The sequence below is a fragment of the Agrobacterium sp. D14 genome (genome assembly GCF_001526505.1).
Lineage (GTDB): Bacteria > Pseudomonadota > Alphaproteobacteria > Rhizobiales > Rhizobiaceae > Agrobacterium > Agrobacterium leguminum.
Genome location: NZ_ASXX01000015.1, coordinates 71,059 through 95,554 on the forward strand (window position 1 = coordinate 71,059; position 24,496 = coordinate 95,554).

Annotated in this window: 25 protein-coding genes and 1 tRNA gene; 13 read left to right on the top strand and 13 right to left on the bottom strand. The window is 60.7% G+C overall.

The features are described 5' to 3' along the window. Positions 1 to 3 precede the first annotated feature (3 nt). From L901_RS12030 to L901_RS12055, 6 genes are all read right to left on the bottom strand, one after another. Positions 4 to 918 carry an ABC transporter permease subunit gene (locus tag L901_RS12030; RefSeq protein WP_003522484.1) on the bottom strand — a complete coding sequence of 305 codons (915 nt, stop codon included), beginning with the start codon at positions 916 to 918 and terminating at the stop codon, positions 4 to 6. Then, the gene (locus tag L901_RS12035) at positions 915 to 1,922 is read right to left on the bottom strand and encodes an ABC transporter permease subunit (RefSeq protein ID WP_003522483.1); all 1,008 of its coding nucleotides are present in this window, start codon (positions 1,920 to 1,922) and stop codon (positions 915 to 917) included. Before L901_RS12035 ends, L901_RS12030 begins: the two co-directional genes overlap by 4 nt. 61 nt (positions 1,923 to 1,983) lie before the next feature. Further along, on the bottom strand, positions 1,984 to 3,588 hold the full coding sequence (locus tag L901_RS12040) for an ABC transporter substrate-binding protein (RefSeq protein WP_020809098.1): 1,605 nt from the start codon (positions 3,586 to 3,588) through the stop codon (positions 1,984 to 1,986). 119 nt (positions 3,589 to 3,707) lie between these two features. Continuing rightward, positions 3,708 to 4,895 (bottom strand): Xaa-Pro peptidase family protein, encoded by a 1,188-nt coding sequence (locus L901_RS12045; RefSeq protein ID WP_059756904.1) that lies wholly within the window; start codon positions 4,893 to 4,895, stop codon positions 3,708 to 3,710. A gap of 554 nt (positions 4,896 to 5,449) precedes the next feature. Beyond that, entirely contained in the window at positions 5,450 to 6,199 is a 750-nt protein-coding gene (locus L901_RS12050) for an SDR family oxidoreductase (RefSeq protein ID WP_059756907.1), read from the bottom strand. Continuing rightward, the gene (locus tag L901_RS12055) at positions 6,196 to 6,810 is read right to left on the bottom strand and encodes a nucleoside 2-deoxyribosyltransferase (RefSeq protein ID WP_059756911.1); all 615 of its coding nucleotides are present in this window, start codon (positions 6,808 to 6,810) and stop codon (positions 6,196 to 6,198) included. The genes L901_RS12050 and L901_RS12055 overlap by 4 nt, the downstream gene beginning before the upstream one ends. 176 nt (positions 6,811 to 6,986) lie before the next feature. Between L901_RS12055 and L901_RS12060 the strand changes: the two genes are divergently transcribed. The 4 genes from L901_RS12060 to L901_RS12075 all read left to right on the top strand — a co-directional run bounded on the left by L901_RS12060 (position 6,987) and on the right by L901_RS12075 (position 11,086). After that, positions 6,987 to 7,613 (top strand): ribonuclease D, encoded by a 627-nt coding sequence (locus L901_RS12060; protein WP_059756914.1) that lies wholly within the window; start codon positions 6,987 to 6,989, stop codon positions 7,611 to 7,613. Between the two features lie 84 nt (positions 7,614 to 7,697). After that, positions 7,698 to 8,927: a hypothetical protein gene (locus L901_RS12065; RefSeq protein WP_059756917.1), complete on the top strand. Its 1,230-nt coding sequence runs from the start codon at positions 7,698 to 7,700 to the stop codon at positions 8,925 to 8,927. Between the two features lie 48 nt (positions 8,928 to 8,975). After that, positions 8,976 to 9,284, top strand: a complete 309-nt coding sequence (locus L901_RS12070) for a hypothetical protein (protein ID WP_035263283.1) — start codon at positions 8,976 to 8,978, stop codon at positions 9,282 to 9,284. A 254-nt stretch (positions 9,285 to 9,538) separates the two neighbouring features. Further along, on the top strand, positions 9,539 to 11,086 hold the full coding sequence (locus L901_RS12075; protein ID WP_059756920.1) for a hypothetical protein: 1,548 nt from the start codon (positions 9,539 to 9,541) through the stop codon (positions 11,084 to 11,086). A 239-nt stretch (positions 11,087 to 11,325) separates the two neighbouring features. On the opposite strand, the gene rpsA is transcribed toward L901_RS12075, so the two are convergent. Further along, the gene (gene rpsA / locus L901_RS12080; RefSeq protein WP_003522474.1) at positions 11,326 to 13,026 is read right to left on the bottom strand and encodes a 30S ribosomal protein S1; all 1,701 of its coding nucleotides are present in this window, start codon (positions 13,024 to 13,026) and stop codon (positions 11,326 to 11,328) included. Between the two features lie 170 nt (positions 13,027 to 13,196). Continuing rightward, entirely contained in the window at positions 13,197 to 13,856 is a 660-nt protein-coding gene (cmk, locus tag L901_RS12085; protein ID WP_059756923.1) for a (d)CMP kinase, read from the bottom strand. Between the two features lie 199 nt (positions 13,857 to 14,055). Here cmk and L901_RS12090 point away from each other — a divergent pair, with 199 nt between their 5' ends. Both L901_RS12090 and L901_RS12095 read left to right on the top strand, forming a co-directional pair. Further along, positions 14,056 to 14,442, top strand: a complete 387-nt coding sequence (locus L901_RS12090) for a TIGR02300 family protein (protein WP_003522472.1) — start codon at positions 14,056 to 14,058, stop codon at positions 14,440 to 14,442. A 152-nt stretch (positions 14,443 to 14,594) separates the two neighbouring features. Further along, positions 14,595 to 14,670 (top strand) — tRNA-Ala (locus tag L901_RS12095). Positions 14,671 to 14,746: 76 nt separating this feature from the next. Here L901_RS12095 and L901_RS12100 read toward each other — a convergent pair. Both L901_RS12100 and L901_RS12105 read right to left on the bottom strand, forming a co-directional pair. Beyond that, positions 14,747 to 15,247, bottom strand: coding sequence for a hypothetical protein (locus L901_RS12100; protein ID WP_059756926.1), 501 nt, complete (start codon positions 15,245 to 15,247; stop codon positions 14,747 to 14,749). A gap of 73 nt (positions 15,248 to 15,320) precedes the next feature. Further along, positions 15,321 to 15,695 (bottom strand): PAS domain-containing protein, encoded by a 375-nt coding sequence (locus L901_RS12105; RefSeq protein WP_059756929.1) that lies wholly within the window; start codon positions 15,693 to 15,695, stop codon positions 15,321 to 15,323. 206 nt (positions 15,696 to 15,901) lie between these two features. On the opposite strand from L901_RS12105, the gene L901_RS12110 reads away from it, so the two are divergent. The 7 genes from L901_RS12110 (at position 15,902) to L901_RS12140 (ending at position 21,308) form a co-directional block, all read left to right on the top strand. Continuing rightward, positions 15,902 to 16,804: a hypothetical protein gene (locus tag L901_RS12110; protein WP_059757002.1), complete on the top strand. Its 903-nt coding sequence runs from the start codon at positions 15,902 to 15,904 to the stop codon at positions 16,802 to 16,804. 69 nt (positions 16,805 to 16,873) lie between these two features. Further along, complete coding sequence (gene nadA / locus L901_RS12115) at positions 16,874 to 17,845, top strand: quinolinate synthase NadA (protein WP_059756932.1); 972 nt, start codon at positions 16,874 to 16,876, stop codon at positions 17,843 to 17,845. After that, positions 17,842 to 19,413, top strand: coding sequence for an L-aspartate oxidase (locus L901_RS12120; protein WP_059756935.1), 1,572 nt, complete (start codon positions 17,842 to 17,844; stop codon positions 19,411 to 19,413). The genes nadA and L901_RS12120 overlap by 4 nt, the downstream gene beginning before the upstream one ends. A gap of 1 nt (position 19,414) precedes the next feature. After that, positions 19,415 to 20,272 (top strand): carboxylating nicotinate-nucleotide diphosphorylase, encoded by an 858-nt coding sequence (gene nadC, locus L901_RS12125; RefSeq protein ID WP_059756938.1) that lies wholly within the window; start codon positions 19,415 to 19,417, stop codon positions 20,270 to 20,272. A 150-nt stretch (positions 20,273 to 20,422) separates the two neighbouring features. After that, positions 20,423 to 20,674 (top strand): GlsB/YeaQ/YmgE family stress response membrane protein, encoded by a 252-nt coding sequence (locus L901_RS12130; protein ID WP_003522465.1) that lies wholly within the window; start codon positions 20,423 to 20,425, stop codon positions 20,672 to 20,674. A gap of 12 nt (positions 20,675 to 20,686) precedes the next feature. Beyond that, positions 20,687 to 21,097 carry a DUF3597 domain-containing protein gene (locus tag L901_RS12135; protein ID WP_059756941.1) on the top strand — a complete coding sequence of 137 codons (411 nt, stop codon included), beginning with the start codon at positions 20,687 to 20,689 and terminating at the stop codon, positions 21,095 to 21,097. A 22-nt stretch (positions 21,098 to 21,119) separates the two neighbouring features. Next, positions 21,120 to 21,308, top strand: a complete 189-nt coding sequence (locus tag L901_RS12140) for a hypothetical protein (RefSeq protein WP_020010007.1) — start codon at positions 21,120 to 21,122, stop codon at positions 21,306 to 21,308. Between the two features lie 232 nt (positions 21,309 to 21,540). Here the strand turns inward: L901_RS12140 and cydX are convergent, their stop codons facing one another. The 3 genes from cydX to L901_RS12155 are packed head-to-tail and all read right to left on the bottom strand — an operon-like array spanning position 21,541 to position 24,430. Then, the gene (gene cydX, locus L901_RS12145; protein WP_003508602.1) at positions 21,541 to 21,663 is read right to left on the bottom strand and encodes a cytochrome bd-I oxidase subunit CydX; all 123 of its coding nucleotides are present in this window, start codon (positions 21,661 to 21,663) and stop codon (positions 21,541 to 21,543) included. Positions 21,664 to 21,688: 25 nt separating this feature from the next. Further along, on the bottom strand, positions 21,689 to 22,846 hold the full coding sequence (gene cydB / locus L901_RS12150) for a cytochrome d ubiquinol oxidase subunit II (protein WP_059756943.1): 1,158 nt from the start codon (positions 22,844 to 22,846) through the stop codon (positions 21,689 to 21,691). A 6-nt stretch (positions 22,847 to 22,852) separates the two neighbouring features. Next, positions 22,853 to 24,430, bottom strand: a complete 1,578-nt coding sequence (locus L901_RS12155) for a cytochrome ubiquinol oxidase subunit I (RefSeq protein WP_059756945.1) — start codon at positions 24,428 to 24,430, stop codon at positions 22,853 to 22,855. Between the last annotated feature and the right edge of the window lie 66 nt (positions 24,431 to 24,496).

Below are 24,496 nucleotides of genomic sequence, written 5' to 3' on the forward strand. Positions count from 1 at the left end.
CGCTCAGCTCCGCTTCAGTTTGGGATCGAGCGCATCGCGCAGGCCGTCACCCATGAGGTTGATGGCGAGCACCGAGATCAGGATCGTCAGGCCCGGAAGGGTCACGACCCACCAGGCGCGCAGGATGAATTCACGTGCTTCCGCCAGCATCGTGCCCCATTCGGAGGCGGGCGGCTGCGCGCCCATGCCGAGGAAGCCGAGAGCGGCGGCATCGAGAACCGCGGACGAGAAGGAAAGCGTCGCCTGAACGATCAGCGGCGCAAGGCAGTTCGGCAGGATGGTCTTGAACATCAGCCGGATATTGCCGGCGCCGGCCACGCGGGCGGCGGTGACATATTCGCGCCTGAGTTCGCTCATGACCGCCGCACGTGTCAGACGCGCGAAATGCGGCTGGTAGACGATGGCAATCGCGATCATGGCATTGGTGAGACCCGGCCCGAGGACCGCCACCAGCACCAGTGCCAGAAGCAGCGACGGAAACGCCAGAATGACGTCCATCACGCGCATGATGACGGTATCCACCCAGCCGCCGAAGAAGCCGGCGACGAGACCGATGACGATACCGCCGACAAGGGCGATGGAGACGACGACGACGCCGATGAACAGCGAATATTGCGCGCCGTAGATCAGCCGGGACAGCATGTCGCGGCCCACCGCATCGGTGCCGAAGAAGAAGCCGGCGCGGCCGCCTTCCTGCCAGACCGGCGGGACGAGCAGCGCATCGCGATATTGTTGTGTCGGATCATGCGGGGCCAGGATGGGCGCGAAGATCGCCACCAGCACAAGCAGGATGAAGACGGCAAGCCCGATGACGGCGCCGCGGTTCTGGCGGAAATAGAACCAGAAATCGGCAAGCATCCGGCGGCGGATGGCGGCGTCCGAAAGGCGGACGCCGGGGGTGGTGGTCACATCGGTCATTTGTGACGGATCCTCGGATTGATGAGGCCATAGGTCAGATCGACGAGCAGGTTGACGATCATCACCAGGCCCGCGATCAGGAGCAGGCCGCTCTGCACGACCGGATAATCACGGCGCGAGATGGAATCGATCATCCACTTGCCGATGCCCGGCCAGGAAAAGATGGTTTCAGTCAGGATGGCGCCAGCCATCAGCACGCCGATCTGCAGGCCGATGGTGGTGATGACCGGGATCATGGCGTTGCGCAGCGCATGAATGCCGACGACGCGGGCGGACGACATACCCTTGGCGCGGGCGGTGCGCACATAATCCTCACCCATGACTTCCAGCATGGCCGAGCGCGTCTGGCGCGCAATCACCGCCAGCGGAATGGTGGCGAGCACGACGGAGGGCAGGATGAGATGCGAAAAGGCCGACGCGAAGGCGCCCTTCTGGCCCGAAATCAGGCTGTCGATCAGCATGAAACCGGTGACGGAGGGGAAGAAATACATCAGCGAGATGCGGCCCGACACCGGCGTCCATTGCAGGATGCCGGAGAACATGATGATGAGCAGCAGCCCCCACCAGAAGATCGGCATGGAGAAGCCGACGAGCGCGGTCGTCATGGAAATCTGGTCGAACCAGGAACCGCGACGGATGGCGGCGATGACGCCGACCGGCACGCCGATCAAGGTTGCGATGATGATGGCGACGAGACCAAGCTCGACCGTCGCGGGGAAGAGCGACAGGAACTCGGTGAGAACCGGCTTCTTGGTGACTAGCGAATTGCCGAGATCGCCCTGAAGCAGCCGTCCGAGGAAATGAAGATATTGCTGCCAGATGGGCTGGCTGAAGCCGAGCTGTTCGGCAAGCTGCGCATGCCGTTCGGGTGAAATGCCGCGTTCGCCCGCCATCAGCAGCACGGGATCTCCCGGCAGGACGCGCACGAAGGAGAAGGCGACAAAGGTGATCCCGAGAAATGTCGGAACGAGATAGAGAAGTTTGCCGAGAATGAACCGGATCATGGCTTTTTCCTGAAAAGACGCGCGGAAGAACAGGGTCCTTCCGCGCGTCCGTTGTTTGGGATTATTCCGCGATGTCGACGTTTTCGAAGGTGAAGTCGCCAAGCGGGCTCATGGTGAAGCCGGAAACCTTGGCGGACATCGGAACGAACTGCGTGGAATGCGCAAGCGTCGCCCACGGAGCCTGTTCCTTGAAGATCACCTGCGCCTGCTCATAAAGCTTGGTGCGCTCGGCAACGTCAGTCGCCTGCTTCGCCTTGGAAATCAGCTCGGAGAACTCCTTGTTGCACCACTGCGCACGGTTCGTGCCGCCTTCGCCTGCCGAAGCGCAGGAGAGCAGAACGCCCATGAAGTTGTCCGGGTCACCGTTGTCACCGGTCCAGCCGAGGATGACGGCGCCGTCGCGGTTCACTTCGGTCGACTTCTTGAGGTATTCACCCCATTCATAGGAGACGATCTCGGCCTTGACGCCAACCTTTGCGAAATCCGCCTGGATGAGTTCGGCGGTGCGGCGTGCGTTCGGCATGTAAGGACGCTGAACCGGCATTGCCCAGATCTTCATCGACAGATCCTTGACGCCAGCGGCTTCGAGAGCCTTCTTGGCCGCTTCCGGATCGTACGCATCGTCCTTGATGCTGTCGTTATAGGACCACATCGTCGGCGGGATCGGGTTCTTGGCAACCTGACCGGCGCCCTGGAACACGGCGTCGATGATCGCCTGCTTGTTCATCGCCATGTTCAGCGCCTTGCGGACTTCCGGCTTGTCGAAAGGTGCAACGGTGGTGTTATAGGCGAAGTAGGCGACGTTCAGACCCGACTGTTCATCGAGCTTGAGGTTGGAATCGGCGCGGATGGCGGCAAGGTCAGCCGGTGCCGGATAAGGCATCAGGTGGCATTCGCCGGCCTTCAGCTTCTGCAGACGAACGGCGGCGTCCGGCGTGATCGCGAAGATCAGATCGTCGATCTTCGGTGCTTCACCCCAGTAGTCGGCGTTCTTCTGGTAGCGGATGACCGCGTCCTTCTGATAGGCGACGAACTTGAACGGGCCCGTGCCGATCGGCAGGTTGTTGAAGTCTTCCTTGGTGCCGGCCTTTTCCAGCGTATCGGCATATTCCTTCGATACGATGGAGGCGAAAGGCATGGCGATGTTGGCGAGGAACGGCGCTTCCGGACGCGTCAGCACGAACTTGACGGTGTAATCGTCGACCTTGACGATTTCCTTGATCAGCGACGGCATTTCCATGGAGTTGAAATATTCGTAGGTGATGCCTGCGATATACTGGTTCCACGGGTTCTTCGCATCGCGCTGGCGGTCGTAGCTGAAGATCACGTCATCGGCGTTGAATTCGCGGCTCGGCGTGAACTTGTCGTTGGAGTGCCACTTCACGCCCTTGCGCAGGTGGAAGGTATATTCCAGACCGTCGCTCGAAACTTCCCATTTTTCGGCAAGGCCGGGCTCAACTTCGGTCGTGCCCTTCTTGAACTCGGTCAGGCGGTTGTAGACCGGATGCGCGGAAGCGTCGAAGGTGCCGCCAGCGGTGTAGGGCGACGGATCGAAGCCTTCCGGCGATGCCTCGGAGCAATAAACGAAGGTCTTCGCCATGGCGGGCATGGCGGAAGTGATCGCAATCGCAGAGGCGATAAGCAAACTGCGGGTCAGCGTTTTCATCTGGTGGTCCTTTCCCTCTTTTTCTGAGTTCCTGCGGCCCCGTCCGGGGGCCTACCTCTTCTGGTCAGCAGCGACATGGGAGCCCCGTGTCGCCGTTCGGTCCTTTGCCTCCCGACCAATTACCCGGCGACCGGCTGAAACAACCGGTCGAGGTTCTTCTCCGGTGGGCAGAACCAGCGCGGTCCCGCCTCCGTCATATAGGCTATATCCTCGAGACGGACGCCGCATTCGCCATAAACGCACAGCATCGGCTCGATGGAAAAACACATGCCCGGCTCCAGCGCCGTGGCATTTCCTGCAACGATATAGGGTTCTTCGTGAATATCCAGCCCAAGCCCGTGGCCGGTGCGGTGCGGCAGGCCGGGAAGCTGATAATCCGGGCCGAAACCGGCCGCTTTCAAGCTGTCGCGCGCGGCCCTGTCCACATCCGAGCAGGCAGCGCCGACCTTTGCCGCGGCAAAGGCCGCCGCCTGCGCGTCACGCTCGGCGTTCCAGAGGAAACGCTGCCGTTCCGTCGGTTTGCCGAAGACATAGGTGCGGGTGATATCGGAACGATAGCCATGAAGAATGCCGCCGAGATCGACCAGCACCATCTCGCCTTCGCTGAGCGTCTGCGCATGGGGCACACCATGCGGATAGGCCGTCGCCTCGCCGAACTGCACCGCCACGAAAAGCGGCTTCAGGCCAAGGGCGACATGCGCCGCATTAACGAAATCAGCGACTTCCGTGGTGGAAACGCCGGGACGCAGCCCTTCGAACACGGCCTTCTGCACGCCGTAACTCGCATCCATCGCCGTCTGGATGATGGCGATCTCGGCTGCGGATTTGACCTGCCGCTGGGCGACGATCATCGGCTGGGCGGAAATGATGCGCCCTTCAAGACGCTGCATGAGGGCCGATGCAAAGACAAAGGGGGTAGCGGGATCGATGGCGACAAGATGACCGGGACAGGCCAGCGCCTCAATGCGCCTTGCCATCAGGTCGAAGGGGCTTTCATCCTCTTCCCAGACGGCAACCTCACCCGGAATGCGGATGAGCGTCTGAAGCTTCGGCTCCTCGAAGGTCGGGCTGACATAGACCGGCGCACCTTCCGCCGGCACCAGGGCGCCGTGAATGCGCTCGGAAAGGCCAAGCGACAGGCCGGTATAATAGGTCAGCGACGATGATGCATCGAGCCAGACCGCCTTGATATTTTGCTGGATCATTCGCGCCTGCAGGCCGCGTAGTCGCAACCTGAGCTCGTCTTCAGCGATCGATGAAACCGCGATCGGCTGAAACCGCTTCAGCGCCTCTTGAAAGTCTGCCATTCTCTCCCCGCCGCTTTCGGGCCGCAGACACAGGCGTGCCGACAACCTCCCAAGCGTTCTTTTGCCCATGCTTAAACACAGGGCGGGGGGTAAGCAATGGCCCGGCAGGGCACGCCACCACAAAACTGTGCAAATTTATCTAGACATAACGAAAATGTGATCGACGCACGCCTGATTTCAACATTCGTTGCCTTGACGCAGAAATTCAAAATCCCCCGGAAATCCAAGGGGGAGACTGCGGCCCGCCTTCAGCACCGAGCCGGTGCGCTGGAAATCGACAGCCAAAAATATTCAAGGAAAAGACGCCCAGAAAAGGAAAAAGCCTGCCGCGGGAGGAGGTGCGGCAGGCTTCAAACTTGATCGGTGATTGGGAGGAGGAGTACCACCGATCCACATCGAGCGACGCTGGGAGGAGGAGTGCGTCGCTTCGACGATTTGAATATAGCGGTATCTGTGATTTTTAACAGAGCAAGTCTCGCAATGCAGCATTGCATTTCTGCATAGCTCGAAAATTCCTGCCCGGTTTTTCAGCACTCCCCAAAATCGCGGGAAAATCAGCTGTCCCGATAGACCTGGAAACCGGCGAAGGACTGGTTGACCGGCATGAGTTCGAGGCTGTTGATGTTGATGTGCTTGGGCTGCGAGGCGACCCAGTGGATGGTGTTGGCAATATCGTCCGCCGTGATCGGATTGACGCCCTTGTAGAGATTGTCCGAGGCTTCCTGATTGCCGCCGGTGCGCACCAGCGTAAATTCCGTTTCGCACATGCCGGGCTCGATGGATGTCACCCGCACGCCTTTGCCATGCAGGTCGGAACGCAGCCCGAGCGAAAACTGCCGCAGGAACGCTTTGGTACCGCCATACACATTGCCGCCCGTATAGGGGTAGTGCGCAGCCACAGACGAGAGGTTGACGACAATACCCTTGCGCCCGATCAGCGTCGGCAACAGATGGTGGGTGATGTTCAGGAGACCGGTGATGTTGGTGTCCACCATGGTCTGCCAGTCTTTCAAGGGCACCTGCGGTGCGGGCGCGGTGCCAAGTGCGAGACCGGCATTGTTGACGAGAACGTCGATATCCCGGAAGCCTTCCGGCAATCCGGACAGCGCCTTTCCTGTCGCCTCCTCGTCGGTGATATCGAAGGCGAGGCCATGAAAGGCGGAACCGAGCTCGGCGGAAAGCGCCTCCAGCCGTTCCGCCCGCCGGCCCGTGCCGATGACCTTCCAGCCCTCCTTAACGAAGCGCCGCGCCGTGGCCTGTCCGAAGCCGGATGTCGCGCCGGTGATGAGGATGGTTCCGCTCATGATGATGCCTCCACTCTATTCGTTTTTTCAGGGTCAATCGGTGTCAGTAATTTTTCGGCCGCCGCCGCGAGACAGCGCCTGTAGGCCTCGAGATCCGTATACAAAGCCTCTTCGGGAGCATCGCCAACGATGATGACGCCGCCGCGCCGCAAAATCCCGCCATGCAGCATGAGATTGTCGACCATGTCGAAATTCTCGATCGACAGCCCGTCCGGCCCGCGATAACGGCCCGTTTCATCCAGGGTGGCGACGCCACCATAATGCGCCTTGATGCGGGTGAAGTGATTGGCCGCGACATTGGTATAGGCGAAAACCGGCTTGCCCAGCGCACACATGAAGCCCAGCTCATAGCTGGTTCCCGTATCGGCGGCGATGCCGCGAAACGGCGTGAGGTTGGCGATCACCGCATCCGCTTCCAGCATCATCCGCTCATCGACGGCATTGATGTTGCAGCCGTGACCGACCCTGGTATCCGCCGGCGGAATTTGCAGATCGCCCGGCGAAAGCGGCGTGAAACCGGCTTCCCGCGCCAGCGAGGCCTTGAGATCGAGCATTTCGCGCGCGTTCGGGAGGAAGACTTCCGGTCCGGCGAGATAGATTTTCTTTGTCATCGGGAATTCATGCGATTTGTCAGGAAAGGATTTCCCGACCCTAACCCGGGGACTTTCGCAAAGGCAAGTGCCAAGGGCGTGCAGCGTGACGCACCGGGCGAGCCGATAAAACGGTATCGTCCCGCCGCTCTTTCCGTTATAGCCGGAGCAAGAAACTGGAATTTCTGGAGCAGGACATGGCAGCACCCATCCGTTACCACGAAGGCGATATTTCCGCCGAAGATGCAGCGCGTTACACCGGCGCCATCGCAATCGATACGGAAACGCTGGGACTGGTGCCGCGCCGCGACCGCCTCTGTGTCGTTCAGCTTTCGCCGGGCGACGGCACGGCGGACGTCATTCGCATCGCCGCCGGTCAGAAGCAAGCGCCAAACCTCGTGCGGATGCTTGCGGATCCTGCCCGCCAGAAGATCTTTCACTATGGCCGTTTCGATATCGCCGTCCTGTTCCACACCTTCGGCGTGACGACCACGCCGGTCTTCTGCACCAAGATCGCCTCGCGGCTGACCCGCACATATACGGACCGGCACGGGCTGAAGGATAACCTCAAGGAAATGCTGGAAGTCGATATTTCCAAGGCCCAGCAATCTTCCGACTGGGCGGCCGAGACCCTGTCGCCGGCGCAGCTCGAATATGCCGCCTCCGACGTGCTGCACCTGCACGCGCTGCGCGACAAGCTGACAGGTCGTCTCGTGCGTGACGGCCGCCTCGACCATGCCGACGCCTGTTTCGCCTTTCTGCCGACCCGCGCAAAGCTCGACCTCCTCGGCTGGGAAGAAACCGATATTTTCGCCCATAGCTGAGCGAGCCCACATCCGGTTTAAGCACTGATTTACCAGAATTGCCTATTCTCGGCCGCAACTTTGGGCGGCCGGGGACTTTGAGGGATGATTACTCCGCTACAGCAGACGGCGGGCATTGCAGTCAGCGACCTCATACGCTCGATGGTCGAAACCATCGAGGAACGCCAGCGCGAAGAGCAGGAAAAGGCCAACGGCACCAAAAAGGACGATGCGGTCAAGACAAACCCGCAGCCGGACGAAAGCCAGCGCGCCGCCAATGAGAAGATAAGCGCCTATCTCTTCGGCGTCATGAAGCCGGATGCCGATGCTTTCGCCTCGCTCGTCTCCCGCTTTTCCTCCGCGCTGGGCATCACACAGGAAAAGGACGAATCGAGCTTTTCCTTCGCACGAAGACTTCAGGATGCGCTGACCCTGACCGACAGCTTCGAAAAAACCGATGCTCAGGGGAAAGCCACAAAGATTTCCCTGAAATCCTTCGGCGTTTCGGAGGCTGAGGTCGTGGACGTGCTGAACAATGGCGTCAACAGCAAGACCGATCCCATGGCCGCCCTTGCCGCCCGCATCGCGAAGGGTGCAGGCCTCACAGGCACGGAAGAGGATTTCGGCGAGCAGATGTCGAAAGCCATCATGGCGGCGCGCGCGACCCTGCCGAAAAACGTCGACGATCTGGAAGAATCGACCGGCCTCAAACAACTCGGCGTCTCCGCGCGGCAGATGATCTCCGCCATCGCCAACCCCTATGGCGATGAGGCGCGCGCGGTGAAGGAGGCCTTGGACGAACAGGCGCAGGGCACCCGCTTCATGACGCGTGAAACCCTGAAGGTCATTCAGCGTCTCGAAGATGTCGCCGATCCCAAAACCAGGGAAGAGCTGCAGGCCGAACGCGGTAAAGATCGTATCGGCGAAATCAACGATGCCGAGGTGAAGGCCGAGCGGGAACAGGATATCCAGACGCGCGATGCGCAGGGCAAGCTTGAAGACGTGCAGGAGCTTCAGGACGTCGTGAAGGAGCATATCGATGCTTCCGGCGACGAAAAAACGGAAAGCGTCGATCCGCAGGCGCCGGCCGACACATCGTCGGAAACGGCCCTGATCGCCGTGCTTGCGGCTGCGCCGGCTGAGCAAGCCGCCCCAACGGAAAACGAAAATGAGCCTGCGGATACAGACGCGGGCACCGATCCGGCCGATGCGGAAGACGACGGCGAAAAACTGCTCGATGCGCAGGCGCTTGTCGAAGACACCCGCAACGCCATTTTGCCGATCTCGATCGACGACAACGGCCTTTATGAACTGCTGAAGAAAAAGGCGGCATGATTGCCGCTTCCGATCGTCACTTGAGCGAAACATGATGTGAGTTCAGACATGACCGATATTTCCGGCCTATCCGGCAGCGCCGTTTACGACACAGAACCCAATGCCGCGCAGGCGCTGCTATCCATGGCCGCCCCGTCGCTCATTCCGGATGATGCGGCCTTCACCGCGCCCGCTGAGGAAGACAGCCTCATCGACCCGGTGAACATTCAACCGGAACGAAATCTTCCCAAGGCAAGCTGGCTCGATGCCATGCCGCCGGAAGCTTTTGAGACGGCTCCCAGCGATCCCGACCATATTTCCTCGGTCAATTCCGACGATAACGGCCTTTACCGCATGTTCATCGGCGTTTCGCCCTGACCGGACGCGCAATTCCTTGGTTAGCCAAATCTTAATATCTGCAAGCCAAGATTGAGCTTGATGATTCTGTATGCGCTGCAACCGGCATTGCGGCCAGAGGCGTATACGGCGCTCCCGCATGAGCGGGCGAGATGACACCTGTCCATCACCGGCGCGGCGATTTTTCAACATTCAAGCCAGATGCGGATCACAGAGCCAATGGGGATTGGCCCTTTCGCAGCCAGCGGCGGTCACCGATAGAAACGGAGCGCAGCATGTTACCGCCTGTACCGAAAATTGCGGCAACCGATGCCGCCTATGGAACCACGGTTTCACTGACACCGCGCGAGCAGGTGAAACAGACTGCACCGCCGCAACCGAACACTCCCGCCCCTGAAAACAGCAGCCTTTTTGCCCGCGCGGCAATCGCCTCCCTCACCAGCGAATTTCAGCTCTCGCGCAGCACCGCCGTTCTCGCGGAAGCGCTCGGCAAGCTGATGAACCTGCCCCGGCGGGATGGCGAAGCCATAGAGACCTACGTGACGCGGCTGACGGAGGCGCTCCGCACCCTGCCCGCGCCACAACGCCTGGCGCTGGAACAGCAGGTCGGCAAGGCCCTGCAGGGCCTGACCCTTTCGATGCTTGCCGAAATCCTGAAACAGCCGACCGGACCGGATGCTGCCCGCCTCGCGTTGTTGATCGAGCTTTCCCGTTACAAGGGAACGGATCTTGCGGCAAAGGCGGTGGTTTCCTCCTATCAGCAGAACAATTCCTCCAATCCTGCCCCTGCGCAATCGGCCCAGCCGAAACAGCAGAACGCACCGAGCCAGAATGCGGAAGCTCGCCCGTCTCCGGCCGCGACAGCGCAGGCGGCAAATTCCGCCACCGTCAGCCGGCTCCTGCCGCTGCTCATCGGGCCGCTCGCCCTCAGTGGCGCAGCGATGAAAGCCACGGTGGCGGCGCTAACGGCGCAACTGGACCCCCGGCCCACGCTTTCCACCCCACCTTCCGACACACATGATACGCCGACCAATGCCGCAAAGCCGGATGGAAGAGCCGAAAACACGGCACGTCCGCTTCCGCCACAAACCGGCAGCGTGATGAAGGAAGTGTCGGCCGAGATCCGCCCGGCAAATCCGCCCCGCGCTGAGACCGGCGAAGCCCACCCTGCCCTTGCGCATCGGGAGACGATGAAGCCGGAGCAGAAAGAAATCCGCACGGGCCTTACCCCGCCATCCGGTTTGTTCGCAGACGACGCCGAGACCGTGAACAGTCTGCTGCTTGCCGCCACCGCCGGCAAACTTCCGCTCAAGCCGACCGGCACGCAAGAGCCTCCACCCGCGCCGCAGGGTGTTACGCAGCAACCGTCCGATGATCAGCCCGCCGAAAAATCGGCCCTCGCAACAGCCGCTGCCCGCCCCTCGAGTGAGGAAACGGAAACTGCGGCCCATCGCCCCGAAACCCAACCGCTGCCGCGGGCCATGCTGGACCCGGAAGCGAGAATGGCGATGCTGGAGCAATCGGCTTCGCAATCGTTGATCGCCGCGGCTCTGGTAAAAGACGGCACACCGCTGCCGCTCGTCGCCTATCCGCCGGCGGATGAGGACTATGAATCGGAAACGCCGCCGCGCGGAGGCGGCCCATTTTCCGAGGATGAGGCAAACGACGAGGCCGAAGCCGGCGCTGATAATTCTGACAGTCAGGACGAAAAAGAAGAGCGCATCGCCGCCAATGACGGGATCGACACGCAGGAAAGCCCGACGGCGGTGGCTTCCGACGACAGCGCGGAAAATTATTATCTGAAGATGAGCGGCATGCTCTGAATTCGGCGTGGTCAGATTGGAATGTAAGTCGCGCCAATCACGCCGACGTCATCCTCGGCCCTGTCCCGAGGATCTGCGACCGATTGATTTTATTCGACGTGATTAAATCCTCGGCACAGGGCCGAGGATGACGTCGAGAGAAGCCTTACCCTTCGCGCTCAAGCGGGCAAGGCCCGTTGAACCCAACAAAAAACCCGCCGGAAATTCCGGCGGGTTCTTCATTTCAAAGATCGGAGCGATTATTCGCCGCGGTTCTTCAGAGCCGCGCCGAGGATGTCGCCGAGCGAAGCGCCCGAGTCGGACGAACCGAACTGTGCGACGGCTTCCTTCTCTTCAGCGATTTCCAGAGCCTTGATCGAAAGCATGACCTTGCGGTCCTTCTTCGAGAAGTTGACGACGCGGGCGTCGACAACCTGGCCAACCGAGAAGCGCTCGGGGCGCTGCTCGTCGCGGTCACGGGAAAGGTCAGCGCGACGGATGAACGAGGTGAGGTCTTCGTGGTTGACGAGCTTCACTTCGATGCCGCCATCGTTGACGCCGATGACTTCAGCGGAAACGACTGCGTTCTTGCGCAGGTCGCCGGAAGAAGCGGCTTCGCCGACAGCATCCTTGCCGAGCTGCTTGATGCCGAGCGAGATGCGTTCCTTCTCGACGTCAACGTCGAGAACAACAGCCTTGACGACGTCACCCTTGTTGTACTCTTCGATGACCTGCTCGCCCGGACGGTTCCAGTCGAGATCCGACAGGTGAACCATGCCGTCGACATCGCCTTCGAGGCCGATGAACAGACCGAATTCGGTCTTGTTCTTGACTTCGCCTTCAACTTCAGTGCCGGCCGGATGGCTGTAGGCAAATGCCTGCCACGGGTTTTCCAGCGTCTGCTTGAGGCCGAGCGAGATACGGCGCTTGGACGGATCGACTTCGAGAACGACAACGTCGACTTCCTGGCTCGTGGACAGGATCTTGCCGGGATGTACGTTCTTCTTGGTCCAGGACATTTCGGAAATGTGGATCAGGCCTTCGATGCCCGGCTCCAGCTCGACGAATGCACCGTAGTCGGTGATGTTCGTGACCGTACCGGAGATCTTCTTGCCAACCGGGTACTTGGCGGAGATGCCATCCCACGGATCGGACTCGAGCTGCTTCATGCCGAGCGAGATGCGGTGGGTTTCCTGGTTGATGCGGATGATCTGAACCTTGACCTGCTGGCCAATGTTGAGGATTTCCGAAGGATGGTTGACGCGGCGCCATGCCATGTCGGTGACGTGCAGCAGGCCGTCGATGCCGCCGAGGTCAACGAACGCACCGTAATCGGTGATGTTCTTGACGACGCCGTCAACAACCTGGCCTTCTTCGAGGTTCTGAACGATTTCAGAACGCTGCTCGGCACGCGACTCTTCGAGAACCGTACGACGCGAAACAACGATGTTGCCGCGACGCTTGTCCATCTTGAGGATTTCGAAGGGCTGCGGGTTGTGCATCAGCGGGGTAACGTCGCGGATCGGACGGATGTCGACCTGCGAACGCGGAAGGAAGGCAACAGCGCCGTCCAGATCGACGGTGAAACCACCCTTGACCTGGTTGAAGATAACGCCTTCGACGCGCTCGCCAGCTTCGAACTTGGCTTCGAGCTTGACCCAGCTTTCTTCGCGGCGAGCCTTCTCGCGCGACAGAACGGCTTCGCCGAGGGCGTTTTCGATGCGCTCGACGTAAACTTCGACTTCGTCGCCGACCTTCAGCGTGCCGTCCTTGGACTTCGCGCCGAATTCCTTCAACGGTACGCGGCCTTCAACCTTGAGGCCGACGTCGACGATGGCAACGTCCTTCTCGATTGCCGTTACGATACCCTTGGCAACATAGCCTTCGGCAAGATCGTTGGAGGCAAAGGATTCTTCGAGAAGCGCTGCGAAATCTTCGCGCGTGGGGGTAGATACTGACATGAAATCTCCTGATTGCATCCGCGCAATGGCGAATACAAAAGCGCCGGTGGGCTAGTGTTGTTGATACCCGACCCCATGCCCGCCTTTTCAAAAGGCTTTCCGGCGCAAGGACATGTCTTCGGGCAATTCCGGACTAAACGCAGACGGCAGGAAGCCGTTCCGCGAGAAACCTATCTCTTCAGGGCGGCGTCGATGATCGTCCGCGCGGCCTGAAACGCCGCCTCTATACTCATTTCCGACGTATCTAGCAAGTGCGCGTCTTCAGCCAGCTTCAACGGGCTGTCGGCGCGGCCCATGTCGCGCTCGTCGCGTTTTTTCACTTCAGCGAAAATGGCATCATAATCGCCGCTGCCGCCATTGGCCAGAATTTCATCGTAACGGCGTCGCGCCCGCACATCCGCAGAGGCCGTGACGTAAAGCTTCACCGGCGCGTCAGGGCATACCACCGTGCCGATGTCGCGTCCGTCAAGCACCGTGCCCGGCTCCTTTGCGGCAAAACGCTGCTGCGCCTTCACGAGCGCGCGCCTCACCGGCGTCATCACCGCGATTTTGGATGCGGCCTCACCGATATCGTGCCGGGAAAGAACGGTGCGATCGAGCCCCGCAAGATCGACTTCCAGCGCGATCTTCTCAGCCACGGCCTCATCATCGAGCGGCAGGCCCGCATCCAGAAGCGCCTTGGCGGTCGCCCTGTAGGTCAGCCCGGTATCGAGATGGTGGAAACCATAGGTCTCGGCAATCCTGCGCGACAGGGTTCCTTTGCCCGCCGCAGCCGGCCCGTCTATGGCGATCGTGAAGGTCATGAAGCTTTCCGCCTGTGCATTCGTCATTCATATAATAGAGTGCGCAACGCCTTCCTATTTATATCAGCATCCCCGCATAGGGGTTGCGCCGAGGCGGGCGGCACCCGAAGTTTGTCTTTGACACGAAAGAGCGCAACGATTAAGGGGACCGGCTATAAATTTTACCGTCTATGCCGGTTTTACGGCGTACACACCGAAACTCATTCGACAATTTGAGGCTTAGACAGTGGCAAAAGCGGAACTTGGTACCAAGCGCACAGACCCCGATACCGGCAAGAAGTTCTACGATCTGAACCGCGATCCGGTCGTTTCTCCCTACACCGGCAAGTCCTGGCCGCTCTCCTTCTTCGAGGAAAGCACCGCCCAGGCCAAGATGGAGCAGGCTGAAGAAGAGGAAGTGGCGGAAGTCGATACCGAAAACACGGAAGTCGAACTCGTCTCGCTGGAAGATGCCGATGGCGACAACAACGGCGACGATATCCCCGATCTCGGCGACGACGATGACGTCGAAATCGATGACGACGACGACACCTTCCTCGAAACCGACGACGAAGATGACGACGACGACATGTCCGGCATCATCGGCGTATCGGGCGACGACGAAGAAGCTTGATTTTACTTGATAATTCGGCCCGACGACAAAAAAATGACGCCGGGCCGTTTTTTATGCTTGCACTCGTCGGAAAGCCGCAGTAGTAAGCCGCCACCGAACGGAACAACAACCGCTTCGGTTCCCGGAACCGGAAGAAATGCCGGAACCCTTATGGGGCTATAGCTCAGCTGGGAGAGCGCTTGCATGGCATGCAAGAGGTCAGCGGTTCGATCCCGCTTAGCTCCACCAAACCTTCCCAGACAAAAAATACCTTCCCTTCGGCCAGTCGCCCTCGCGCATCTCGCAAGCCGTTCGACCTGATCGCCTATTGCAGCAGCGCCCGTACATCCTGCCCGTTGATCCGGCACTCCACGGAACCGCCGGCACCACCTTCCTCCACCGTCCGACATTCGAGATATCTACCGCGCAGCCGGTTCTCCAGTGCTTTGAAAGCGTTGAGGCCGCAGGCGTAACGGCGGCCGTCGGGGCCGGTGCAAACGCGGTTGCGCTCGACATCCTCCACGCCGGCGAGGCGGAATTCCTTGCCCTTGAAAGTGAAGCGGCTGCTGGAAATCACCCGCAGGCGCTGGTCCGCATGCATTTTCAGCGGATAAAGATCGGGAGGCGTCGGAATGCGCTCGTAATTTTGGCTACGCGGATCGACCCGCACGGGCGAGGTCGTCCACAGCAGTTCCGTATTGGCCGCAAGGCCTGCTGGCGCCGGGGTTGCCTCGCCATTGACGAGCGAGGCGATGCGGATGCCGGCTATACCGAGGCCAATGGCCAGAACGATCTGAAACAGCAAAATTGCGATCTGCCGGACCATGTCACCGCAACGTCAAAACAATGAACGAATTAAAATCGATCGGCCGCCGCCTCGCGAAGAGGTCCGCCGCTTATCACATCAATAAAATCTTGCCGGCACTGACATCCCGCACCGTGCCCATGGCCATGATCGGGATCCGGTCGCCATCCAGGATCACTCTTCCCGTTGTCCGCAGCCAGCGGAAACCGCCAACTTTGAGCTCAATGCGGTATTCCTGATCATAAAACACGCCATTTGTCAGCGAATTATAAACCGCCTTGGCGACACGCGCCCGCGAGCCGCTTTCGATCTGCGCGATGAAATCTTCGACCGGAATGCCGCAGGCGGCTTCTTCCGGCGAAAATTCGCGCAGGCGGGCGGCCACGGCATCCAGATAAACCAGATTTTGCCCGACATTCCAGGTGTAGTAACCCACAAGTGTCTCTTCGAGGGATATGTTTTCCAACATCGGCCTTCTACAGTCTGAAATGCTCGTGCGGGTCTGTAACATATCAGATGACGGACGACTAACCACAAGAATTCATCCTTTTGTCTGATGGCGTCCGGTTTTCAGTCAGACTACTTATCGACAGCCCTTTTCGGCCGCCATGTTGGCGAAGCAACCTTCCTGTGCCAAAGAAGATTGATCTTGCGCCAACGACCAGAGGAGCCGCCGTGACCATCGGGCTTGCCCATGCCGAACTCATCGCCGTCGTCACCGCCATCACCACGGATGAGCCGCGGGTCATGACAGTTCGGGAAGGTGCAGCACTTCCGTCGGGACCGTTCGAATTCGGGCACAGAACCCTCCAGAGCGGCTTGCGGGAATGGATTCACGAACAGACCCATCACCCCGTCGGTTATCTCGAACAACTCTATACTTTCGCCGATCGCGACCGCAACAACGACATTTTAGGCGGCAGAACCATCTCTATCGGTTATCTCGGGCTGGTTCGCGAACAGGAAGCCTCCGGCGGCAAACGCCCGCTCTGGCACGGCTGGTACGAATATTTCCCCTGGGAGGATCACCGTCAGGGACGCCCGGAAGTTCTGGACAGCATCATCGACAGGCTGCGCGCCTGGGCGGATTCCGATCCCGCCTCCAAAAGCCAGCGCCATTTGCGCGCCGATTTCACCTTCGGCCTCGATGGCCGCGGCTGGAACGAGGAATTGACCCTGCAGCGTTACGAGTTGCTGTATGAAGCCGGGCTGGTCGAAGAGGCGCAGGGCGAACCGCGGATCAATTTCGGCAGGCCGATGTTTGCCGATCACCGCCGCATCCTTGCCACCGGCATCGCGCGTCTGCGGGCCAAGATCAAATATCGCCCCGTGGTGTTCGAACTGATGGCCGACGCCTTCACGCTCCTGCAGCTACAGCGCGCCATCGAGGCGCTGGCCGGGCTTACGCTGCACAAGCAGAACTTCCGCCGGCTTATCGAACAGCAGCAACTGGTGGAAGAGACCGGCGAGATAGCGACCGAAACCGGCGGACGCCCGGCAAAGCTCTTCCGCTTCCGCCAAACCGTTCTCGATGAACGCGCCCTTTCCGGAACGAAACTGCCGCTCTCCCGCAATTGACATATGCTCACAATGAGAATATGTCTTTGCTCTAGATATACTCAAAAAGAGTATAAATGGGAGAGCACCGTGAACGAGCAAATTTCCGCCGCAAGCCTTTACGACCGCGTCGCCCGCGTCATTCCCAAGGCCGAATGGATGGGCTTTCAGGACGATGTGGAGGCGATCCTCGAGCTGAAGCGCAAGCGCAATGCCGTCATCCTCGCCCATAATTACCAGACACCGGAAATCTTCCACGGCGTCGCCGATATCGTTGGCGACAGCCTCGCCCTTGCCCGCAAGGCGATGGAGGTGGAAGCGGATGTCATCGTTCTGGCCGGCGTGCATTTCATGGCCGAGACGGCAAAGCTGCTCAATCCGGAGAAAACCGTGCTCATTCCGGATATGGCCGCCGGTTGTTCGCTGGCCGATTCCATCACGCCCGAGGACATCGCGCTTCTGCGCAAGGCCTATCCCGGCGTTCCGGTCGTGACCTACGTGAACACGTCTGCGGCGGTGAAGGCGGCCTCCGACATCTGCTGCACCTCCGGCAATGCCCGTCAGGTGGTGGAATCGCTCGGCGTGCCGCGCGTGCTGATGTTGCCGGATGAATATCTGGCGAAGAACGTGGCGCGGGAAACCAATGTCGAGCTGATCGCCTGGCGCGGCCATTGCGAAGTGCACGAGCTTTTCACCGCCGATGATATTCGCGAATTGCGCGAAAGCCATCCGGGCGTCACCGTGCTGGCGCATCCGGAATGTCCGCCCGATGTCGTCGAGGCTGCGGATTTTTCCGGCTCCACCGCCGTCATGTCGGATTATGTCGGCCGCGAGCGCCCCGCCCGCGTGGTGCTTTTGACGGAATGCTCGATGAGCGACAATGTCGCCGTGCATCACCCGGATGTCGAATTCATCCGCCCCTGCAATCTCTGCCCGCATATGAAGCGCATCACGCTCGGCAATATCCGCACAGCGCTGGAGGAAAACCGCCACGAAGTGACGGTCGACCCGGCCATCGCTGTCGCCGCCCGCCGCGCCGTGGAAAGGATGCTGGAAGTATGAGCGAACGCCTCCCGTCGCATACGGGCTGGACGGTGATTGTCGGCAGCGGCATTGCGGGCCTGATGGCGGCGCTGACGCTTGCGCCGCAGCCCGTGCTGCTTCTGACACGCGGCGCTCTCGGCGGCGAGACCTCCAGCGCCTGGGCGCAGGGCGGCATTGCCGCCAGCCTCGGGCCGGACGATAGCGCCGCACTGCATCTTGCCGATACGCTCGCCGCAGGCGACGGCCTCTGCGACGCGGAAATGGCCGCAGAGATCGTTTCCGCCGCCCCCGCCGTCATCGAGGCGCTGGAGCGGGCCGGAGTGCGCTTCGACCGGGATGCCGAGGGCAGGCTCGTCTTCGGGCTGGAGGCCGCCCATGGCAGAAGGCGCATCCTGCATGCCGAAGGCGACGGGTCGGGCGCGGCCATCGTCAGGGCTCTCGCCGCCGCCGTTCTTCGCACGCCCTCCATAACCGTTCTGGAAGGCACGGAGGTTCGCCGCCTGCTGACGGAAGACGGCGTCATCGCCGGTCTCGCCTGCATCGGGCCAAAAGGCTGCTTCACTTTGCCGGCAAGCCAGGTCGTTCTCGCCACCGGCGGCCTCGGCGGGCTTTATGAGGCGACAACCAATCCCTCCGGCAATTTCGGGCAGGGCATCATGCTCGCCGCCCGCGCCGGGGCCATCCTCGCCGATATGGAATTCGTGCAATTCCATCCGACAGCGCTTTCCTCGCCCCGACGACCGCTGGCGCTGGTGAGCGAAGCGGTGCGGGGCGAAGGCGCGCTGCTTCTCAACGAAAACGGCGAACGTTTCATGGCTGCCGTTCCGGGTGCGGAACTTGCCTCGCGCGATATTGTCGCCCGCGCCATCGACCGCGAAATACTGCGTGGCGGCAAGGTCTTTCTCGATGCCCGCAAGGCGCTCGGCTCCGGCTTTTCCACCCGCTTCCCCTCAATCGACCTGCTCTGCCGCGAGGCCGGGATAGACCCGGCCCGTGAGCTCGTGCCGGTGCGCCCGGCGGTGCATTACCATATGGGCGGCGTCGCCACCGATGGCAGAGGCCGAAGCTCGGTGCCGGGCCTTTGGGTTGCCGGCGAAACCGCCTGCACGGGCCTTCATGGCGCGAACCGGCTTGCCAGCAATTCCCTGCTGGAAGCGGCGGCCATGGGCATGCGCGCGGGGCAAGACATTGCCGGCAGGCCGGCATATGCGGGAAAACAGGCAGCGGATATCGCAACGCTCCCCGTGCCTGATTTCCCGGCAGCCGACCTCTCCCCCGTCCGGCCCATCGTTTCCCGCCATCTCGGCATCGTAAGACATGCGGAAGGGCTGACGGGCGCGATCCGCGATCTTCTGCCACTGGCTGAGCGGAACGGCCCGGCATCCGATCCTGCCCTTGTCGCGCTGGCCATCGCCGTCTTTGCGGCGCTGCGCACGGAATCGCGCGGCGCGCATTTCCGCGACGATTTCCCTGAAAAACATGCGACGGCGACGAGGCGCAGGCTGAACCTCAGCGACGTCCTCACCATCGCCCATGAATTCTCCTCTTCCAGCCATTCTTCGGCCAGCCTTGCGCGGAGCGCCTGACATGACCCTTTCACCCCTGCCACGCCTCATCATCGAACCGCTCGTGCGCAACGCTCTTCTGGAAGACCTCGGACTGGCGGGCGACATCACGTCCGCCGCCGTCATTCCCGCCGATCATCGTTCGGTCGTCGTCATGGCCGCGCGCGAACCAGGCGTTATTGCCGGTCTCGACGCGGCGGAACTGGCTTTCCAGCTCGTGGATCCGGCCATCGTGATGAAACGGCATGTGCAGGATGGGGCCGCCGTGGCGCCCGGCGATATCATCGCAACAATCGAAGGCCCCTCGCGCGGCCTTCTGACGGCGGAGCGCACGGCGCTGAATTTCCTCGGCCACCTGTCGGGAATCGCTTCCGTCACCGCAAAAATCGTTGCCGCCATTGCCGGCACCAAGGCCTCGGTCGCCTGCACCCGCAAGACGACGCCGGGGCTGAGAGCGCTGGAAAAATATGCCGTGCGGGCCGGCGGCGGCATGAACCACCGTTTTGCGCTTTATGACGCCGTTCTCATCAAGGACAACCATATCGCCGTGGCCGGCGGCGTGCGCGACGCTATCCGCGGCGCCCGGCAGGGCGTGGGGCATCTCGTCAAGATCGAGGTGGAGGTCGATACGCTTGCGCAATTGCGCGAGGTCATGGATGAGGGCGTCGATGCGGTCCTTCTCGACAATATGACACCCGAACAGCTGCGCGAGGCGGTGGGGATCGTCGCCGGTCGCGCCATTACCGAAGCGTCCGGCCGCATCAATCCGCAGACGGCCGCAGCCATCGCCGCAACCGGCATCGATCTCATCTCCGTCGGCTGGCTGACCCACAGCGCGCCGGTTCTCGATATCGGCCTCGACTTTCAAAGCCAGAGCTAAAGAATATGCGGCGCATAGTTCGCCGCACGGAACCAATCGCCCATATCGCCGTTATTGCTCCGCCTGAGGTCTATTCAAGGCGGGGGGATCAGTGCGCGCAAAAGCCTGTCCATATGCCTGCGGACCTCTCTCACAAAGGAAAGGCTTGTTATGGAAGACGCACAAGTTGGCTGGATTGCAGCAATCATCATCGGCGGCGTGGCCGGTTGGCTCGCCGAACAGTTCATGAAAAGCAATATGGGTCTTTTCATGAACATTATCCTCGGCATTGTCGGCGCCATCGTCGCCAATTTCCTTCTGGGGCTCGTGGGCATTTCGCTCGGAGGCTGGATTGGCTATCTCATCGCCGGTTTCATCGGCGCCTGCATTCTCATCGCCGTCGGGCGGGCATTTCGCCGCTAAGGGGAGGACACCATGAGCTTTTTCGACAAGATCAAGAACGCTATTTTCGGCAAGGCCGAGGCCGCACCGCAGACTTCGGCTCCGGCCGGCACGCCGGCAGCCACGGCAAGCCCGGCCGCACCGGCAGCACCCGCGCCGACAGCCGCGGCTCCGGCCCCCGCCGGCAATGTCGACGTCGCTTCGATCCTGGATGCGGCGGTCAAGCAGAATGGCCAGAAACTCGACTGGAAACATTCGATCGTCGACCTTCTGAAAGCGCTCAATCTGGACAGCAGCCTCAGCGCCCGAAAGGAACTGGCCGGCGAACTCGGCTATACCGGCGACACTTCGGATTCGGCGACCATGAACATCTGGCTGCACAAGGCCGTCATCAAGAAGCTGTCCGAAAACGGCGGCAAGGTTCCGGCCGACCTTCTGGATTGAACCGATAAACGGGAGCGCCGCGATGGACGACTATTCCAGCCTTCGAGAGCAGATCGGCCAGGACCTCGACACCCTGCACAGGACCGAGAATCCGAAATCGATCTTCGAGATCGCCGACGACTATCTTCTGGGAAATCCAAATCTCAACAGAGCCATCGTCGAAGACATCATCAAGGAAGAAGCGGACAAGCGCGGCATCGCGATCCACTGACGCCGCGCATCGCCGGCACGGCTGTGTACCCAAAAGGGCGGCATCCCAACCGGATGCCGCCCTTTTATATTTGGCGGAGTTGCATCATCCGCACTCCGTCACCCCGGACCAAATCCGGGGTCCAGCGCGATCAAGTCCATGATCGCGAGAAACTCTTTTCACGGCGCAGACGCGTCGTGGCTGGATGCCGGATCTAGTCCGACATGACGGAGGAGAGGCTTCCGCCAAAGCCCTATTTATCCAGCTTCGCTTCGGCCTTTTTCGCGTTTTCTTCCATCAGCTCATACCACATGGCGTTCATGACGGCGAAGATGGCGGCGAGAGGCAGGCCGAGCAGCCAGGCGAAATACCACATGTTCGATCTCCTTCTTTCTTGAATATCAGTAGGCGTGACCGCTGTCGTCGCGGATCGCCTTTTCATCCACCTTGCCCCACAGCACGCGATAGACCCATGACGTATAGGCGACGATGATCGGGATGAAGATGAGGGCAACGACCAGCATGATGAACAGCGTCATATGGCTGGACGACGCATCCCATACCGTCAGGCTCGATTTGGGATCGACCGAAGACGGCAGGATGAAGGGAAACATCGTTAGCCCCACCGTTGCGATGATGCCGAAAATGGCAAGCGAGCTGGAAAGCAGCGCCAGCACTTCCCTGCGGGCCCGGAACAAGACGAAAGCGACGAGCGGGAAGGCAAGACCGAGCGCCGGCGCCAGCATCATCCAGGGATGCGCCGCATAATTGGCAAACCAGACACCGCCCGCAACCTCCACCGTCTTCGACAGCGGATTGGACGGACCATCGGTCACGACCTCCGAGGTGAAGCGATAGCCATCGACACCGAGCCACAGAAAGACGCCGCCGAGCGCAAAAAGAACGGTGGTGGCAAGCGCCGCAATGCTGCCGAAACCGCGCGCGCGGGCAGCGACCGGGCCATCCGTCTTCAGCACCAGCCATGCGGCACCGTGCATGATGAGCATGGCGACGGAAACGAGACCGCAGAGGATGGCGTAGGGGTTCAGAAGCTCGAACAGCGTCGTGCCGTCATAGAAAATCCTGAGGTCGTCATTGAGGTGGAAGGGAACGCCCTGCAGCACATTGCCGATGGCCACGCCGAAGATCAGCGCAGGAACGAAGCCGCCGATGAAGAGTGCCCAGTCCCAGCCGGTGCGCCAGGCGGCGCTTTCACGCTTGGAGCGATATTTGAAACCAACCGGCCGCAGGATCAGCGCAAACAGGGTGGCGAACATCGCCAGGTAAAACCCTGAAAACGACACCGCATAAAGCGGCGGCCAGGCGGCGAAGATCGCACCGCCGCCAAGGATGAGCCAGACCTGATTGCCTTCCCAGACCGGGCCGATGGAATTGATGACGACACGCCGCTCAATATCCGTTTTCGCCACGAAGGGCAGCAGCGCGCCGGTGCCGAGATCGAAACCGCCGGTCACGGCAAAACCGATCAGCACCACGCCAAGCAGCAGCCACCAGATGACGCGGAGGATTTCGTAGTCGATGAGTTGGTGCAATATCATGATCGTTTACTCCGCAGCGACGAGTTTTTCAGGAACGAGCGGCGCTTCCGGCTCATGGTCCGGCTCGGGCCCCTTGCGGATCGCCTTCAGCATCAGCCCCATTTCGACGATGAACAGCACCGTGTAGATGGCGATGAAACACAGGAGCGTGATGAGGACGGTGGAGGCGCTGAGGCTGGAGACGGCCGCGGCCGTGGGCAGCACGCCCTCGATGATCCATGGCTGACGGCCGAACTCGGCCACCACCCAGCCCATTTCCGCCGCGATCCACGGCAGGGGAATGGCGAAGACCGCCACTTTCAGCAGCAACGGATAATGATCCAGCCGGCGGCGGGCCGAAAGATAAAAGAACGTCGCCGTCAGCAGGATGAAGAAGATGCCAAGACCGACCATGATGCGGAACGACCAGAACAGGGTCGGAACATGCGGAATGGTATCCGCCGCCGCCTTGGCGATCTGCTCTTCATTCGCCTGGCGCGGATCGTCGACATATCGTTTCAGCAGCAGGGCATAACCGAGCTCATGGCCGAGTTCGGCAAAGGTGCCGCGCACCTCTTCCGGCAACTCCGCGCCCTTGCCGGTGGCGCGTATCTGCATCAGCGCGTCATAGGCCTTGATACCGTCGCGGATGCGGGTCTTGGCCTGCTCCACCAGATCGTTGATGCCCGGAATTTGCGTGTCGAGCGAGCGGGTGCCGATAAGGCCCATCACCCACGGGATCTTCACGGCGAAATGCGTTTCGCGTGCTTCCTGATCGGGAAAACCGATGGCCGTGAAGGGAGCCGGGGCCGGCTCGGTTTCCCACATGGCCTCGATGGAGGCGAGCTTCATCTTCTGGTGTTCGGTGGAGAGATAGCCGCTTTCATCACCCAGCACGACGACCGACAGCGCGGACGCCAGACCGAAGGAGGCGGCAACCGTCATCGAACGCTTGGCGAGATCGACATGACGGCCTTTCAGCACATACCAGGCCGAAACGCCGAGCACGAAGATGGAGGCCGTGACATAGCCCGCGGAAACCGTGTGGACGAACTTCGCCTGCGCAACCGGGTTGAACAGGACCTCGAAGAAGTCAGTCACTTCCATGCGCATGGTCTGGGGATTGAAAGCGGAACCCGTAGGGTTCTGCATCCAGCCATTGGCGATCAATATCCATAGCGCCGAAAAATTCGAACCGAGCGCCACGCACCATGTCGCGACGAGATGGCCGAGTTTCGACAGCTTGTCCCAGCCGAAGAAGAACAGGCCGACGAAGGTGGCTTCCAGGAAGAAGGCCATCATGCCCTCGATCGCCAGCGGCGCACCGAAAATATCGCCGACATAATGGCTGTAATAACTCCAGTTCATGCCGAACTGGAATTCCATGACGATGCCGGTGGAAACGCCGAGCACGAAGTTGATACCGAACAGCGTGCCCCAGAATTTCGTCATCTGCCGCCAGACCGTGCGGCCGGTCATGACATAGACCGTTTCCATGATGGCGATCACCACCGATAGTCCGATCGTCAGGGGAACGAACAGAAAGTGATATAAAGCCGTCACTGCAAATTGCAGGCGCGACAGCGCCACTATGTCGAGTTCCATAGTCCTATCCACCTTTTCCGGAAGGCCGGCCTTCCATTTTCAAGACGACGCCGGCTCTCAAAAAAT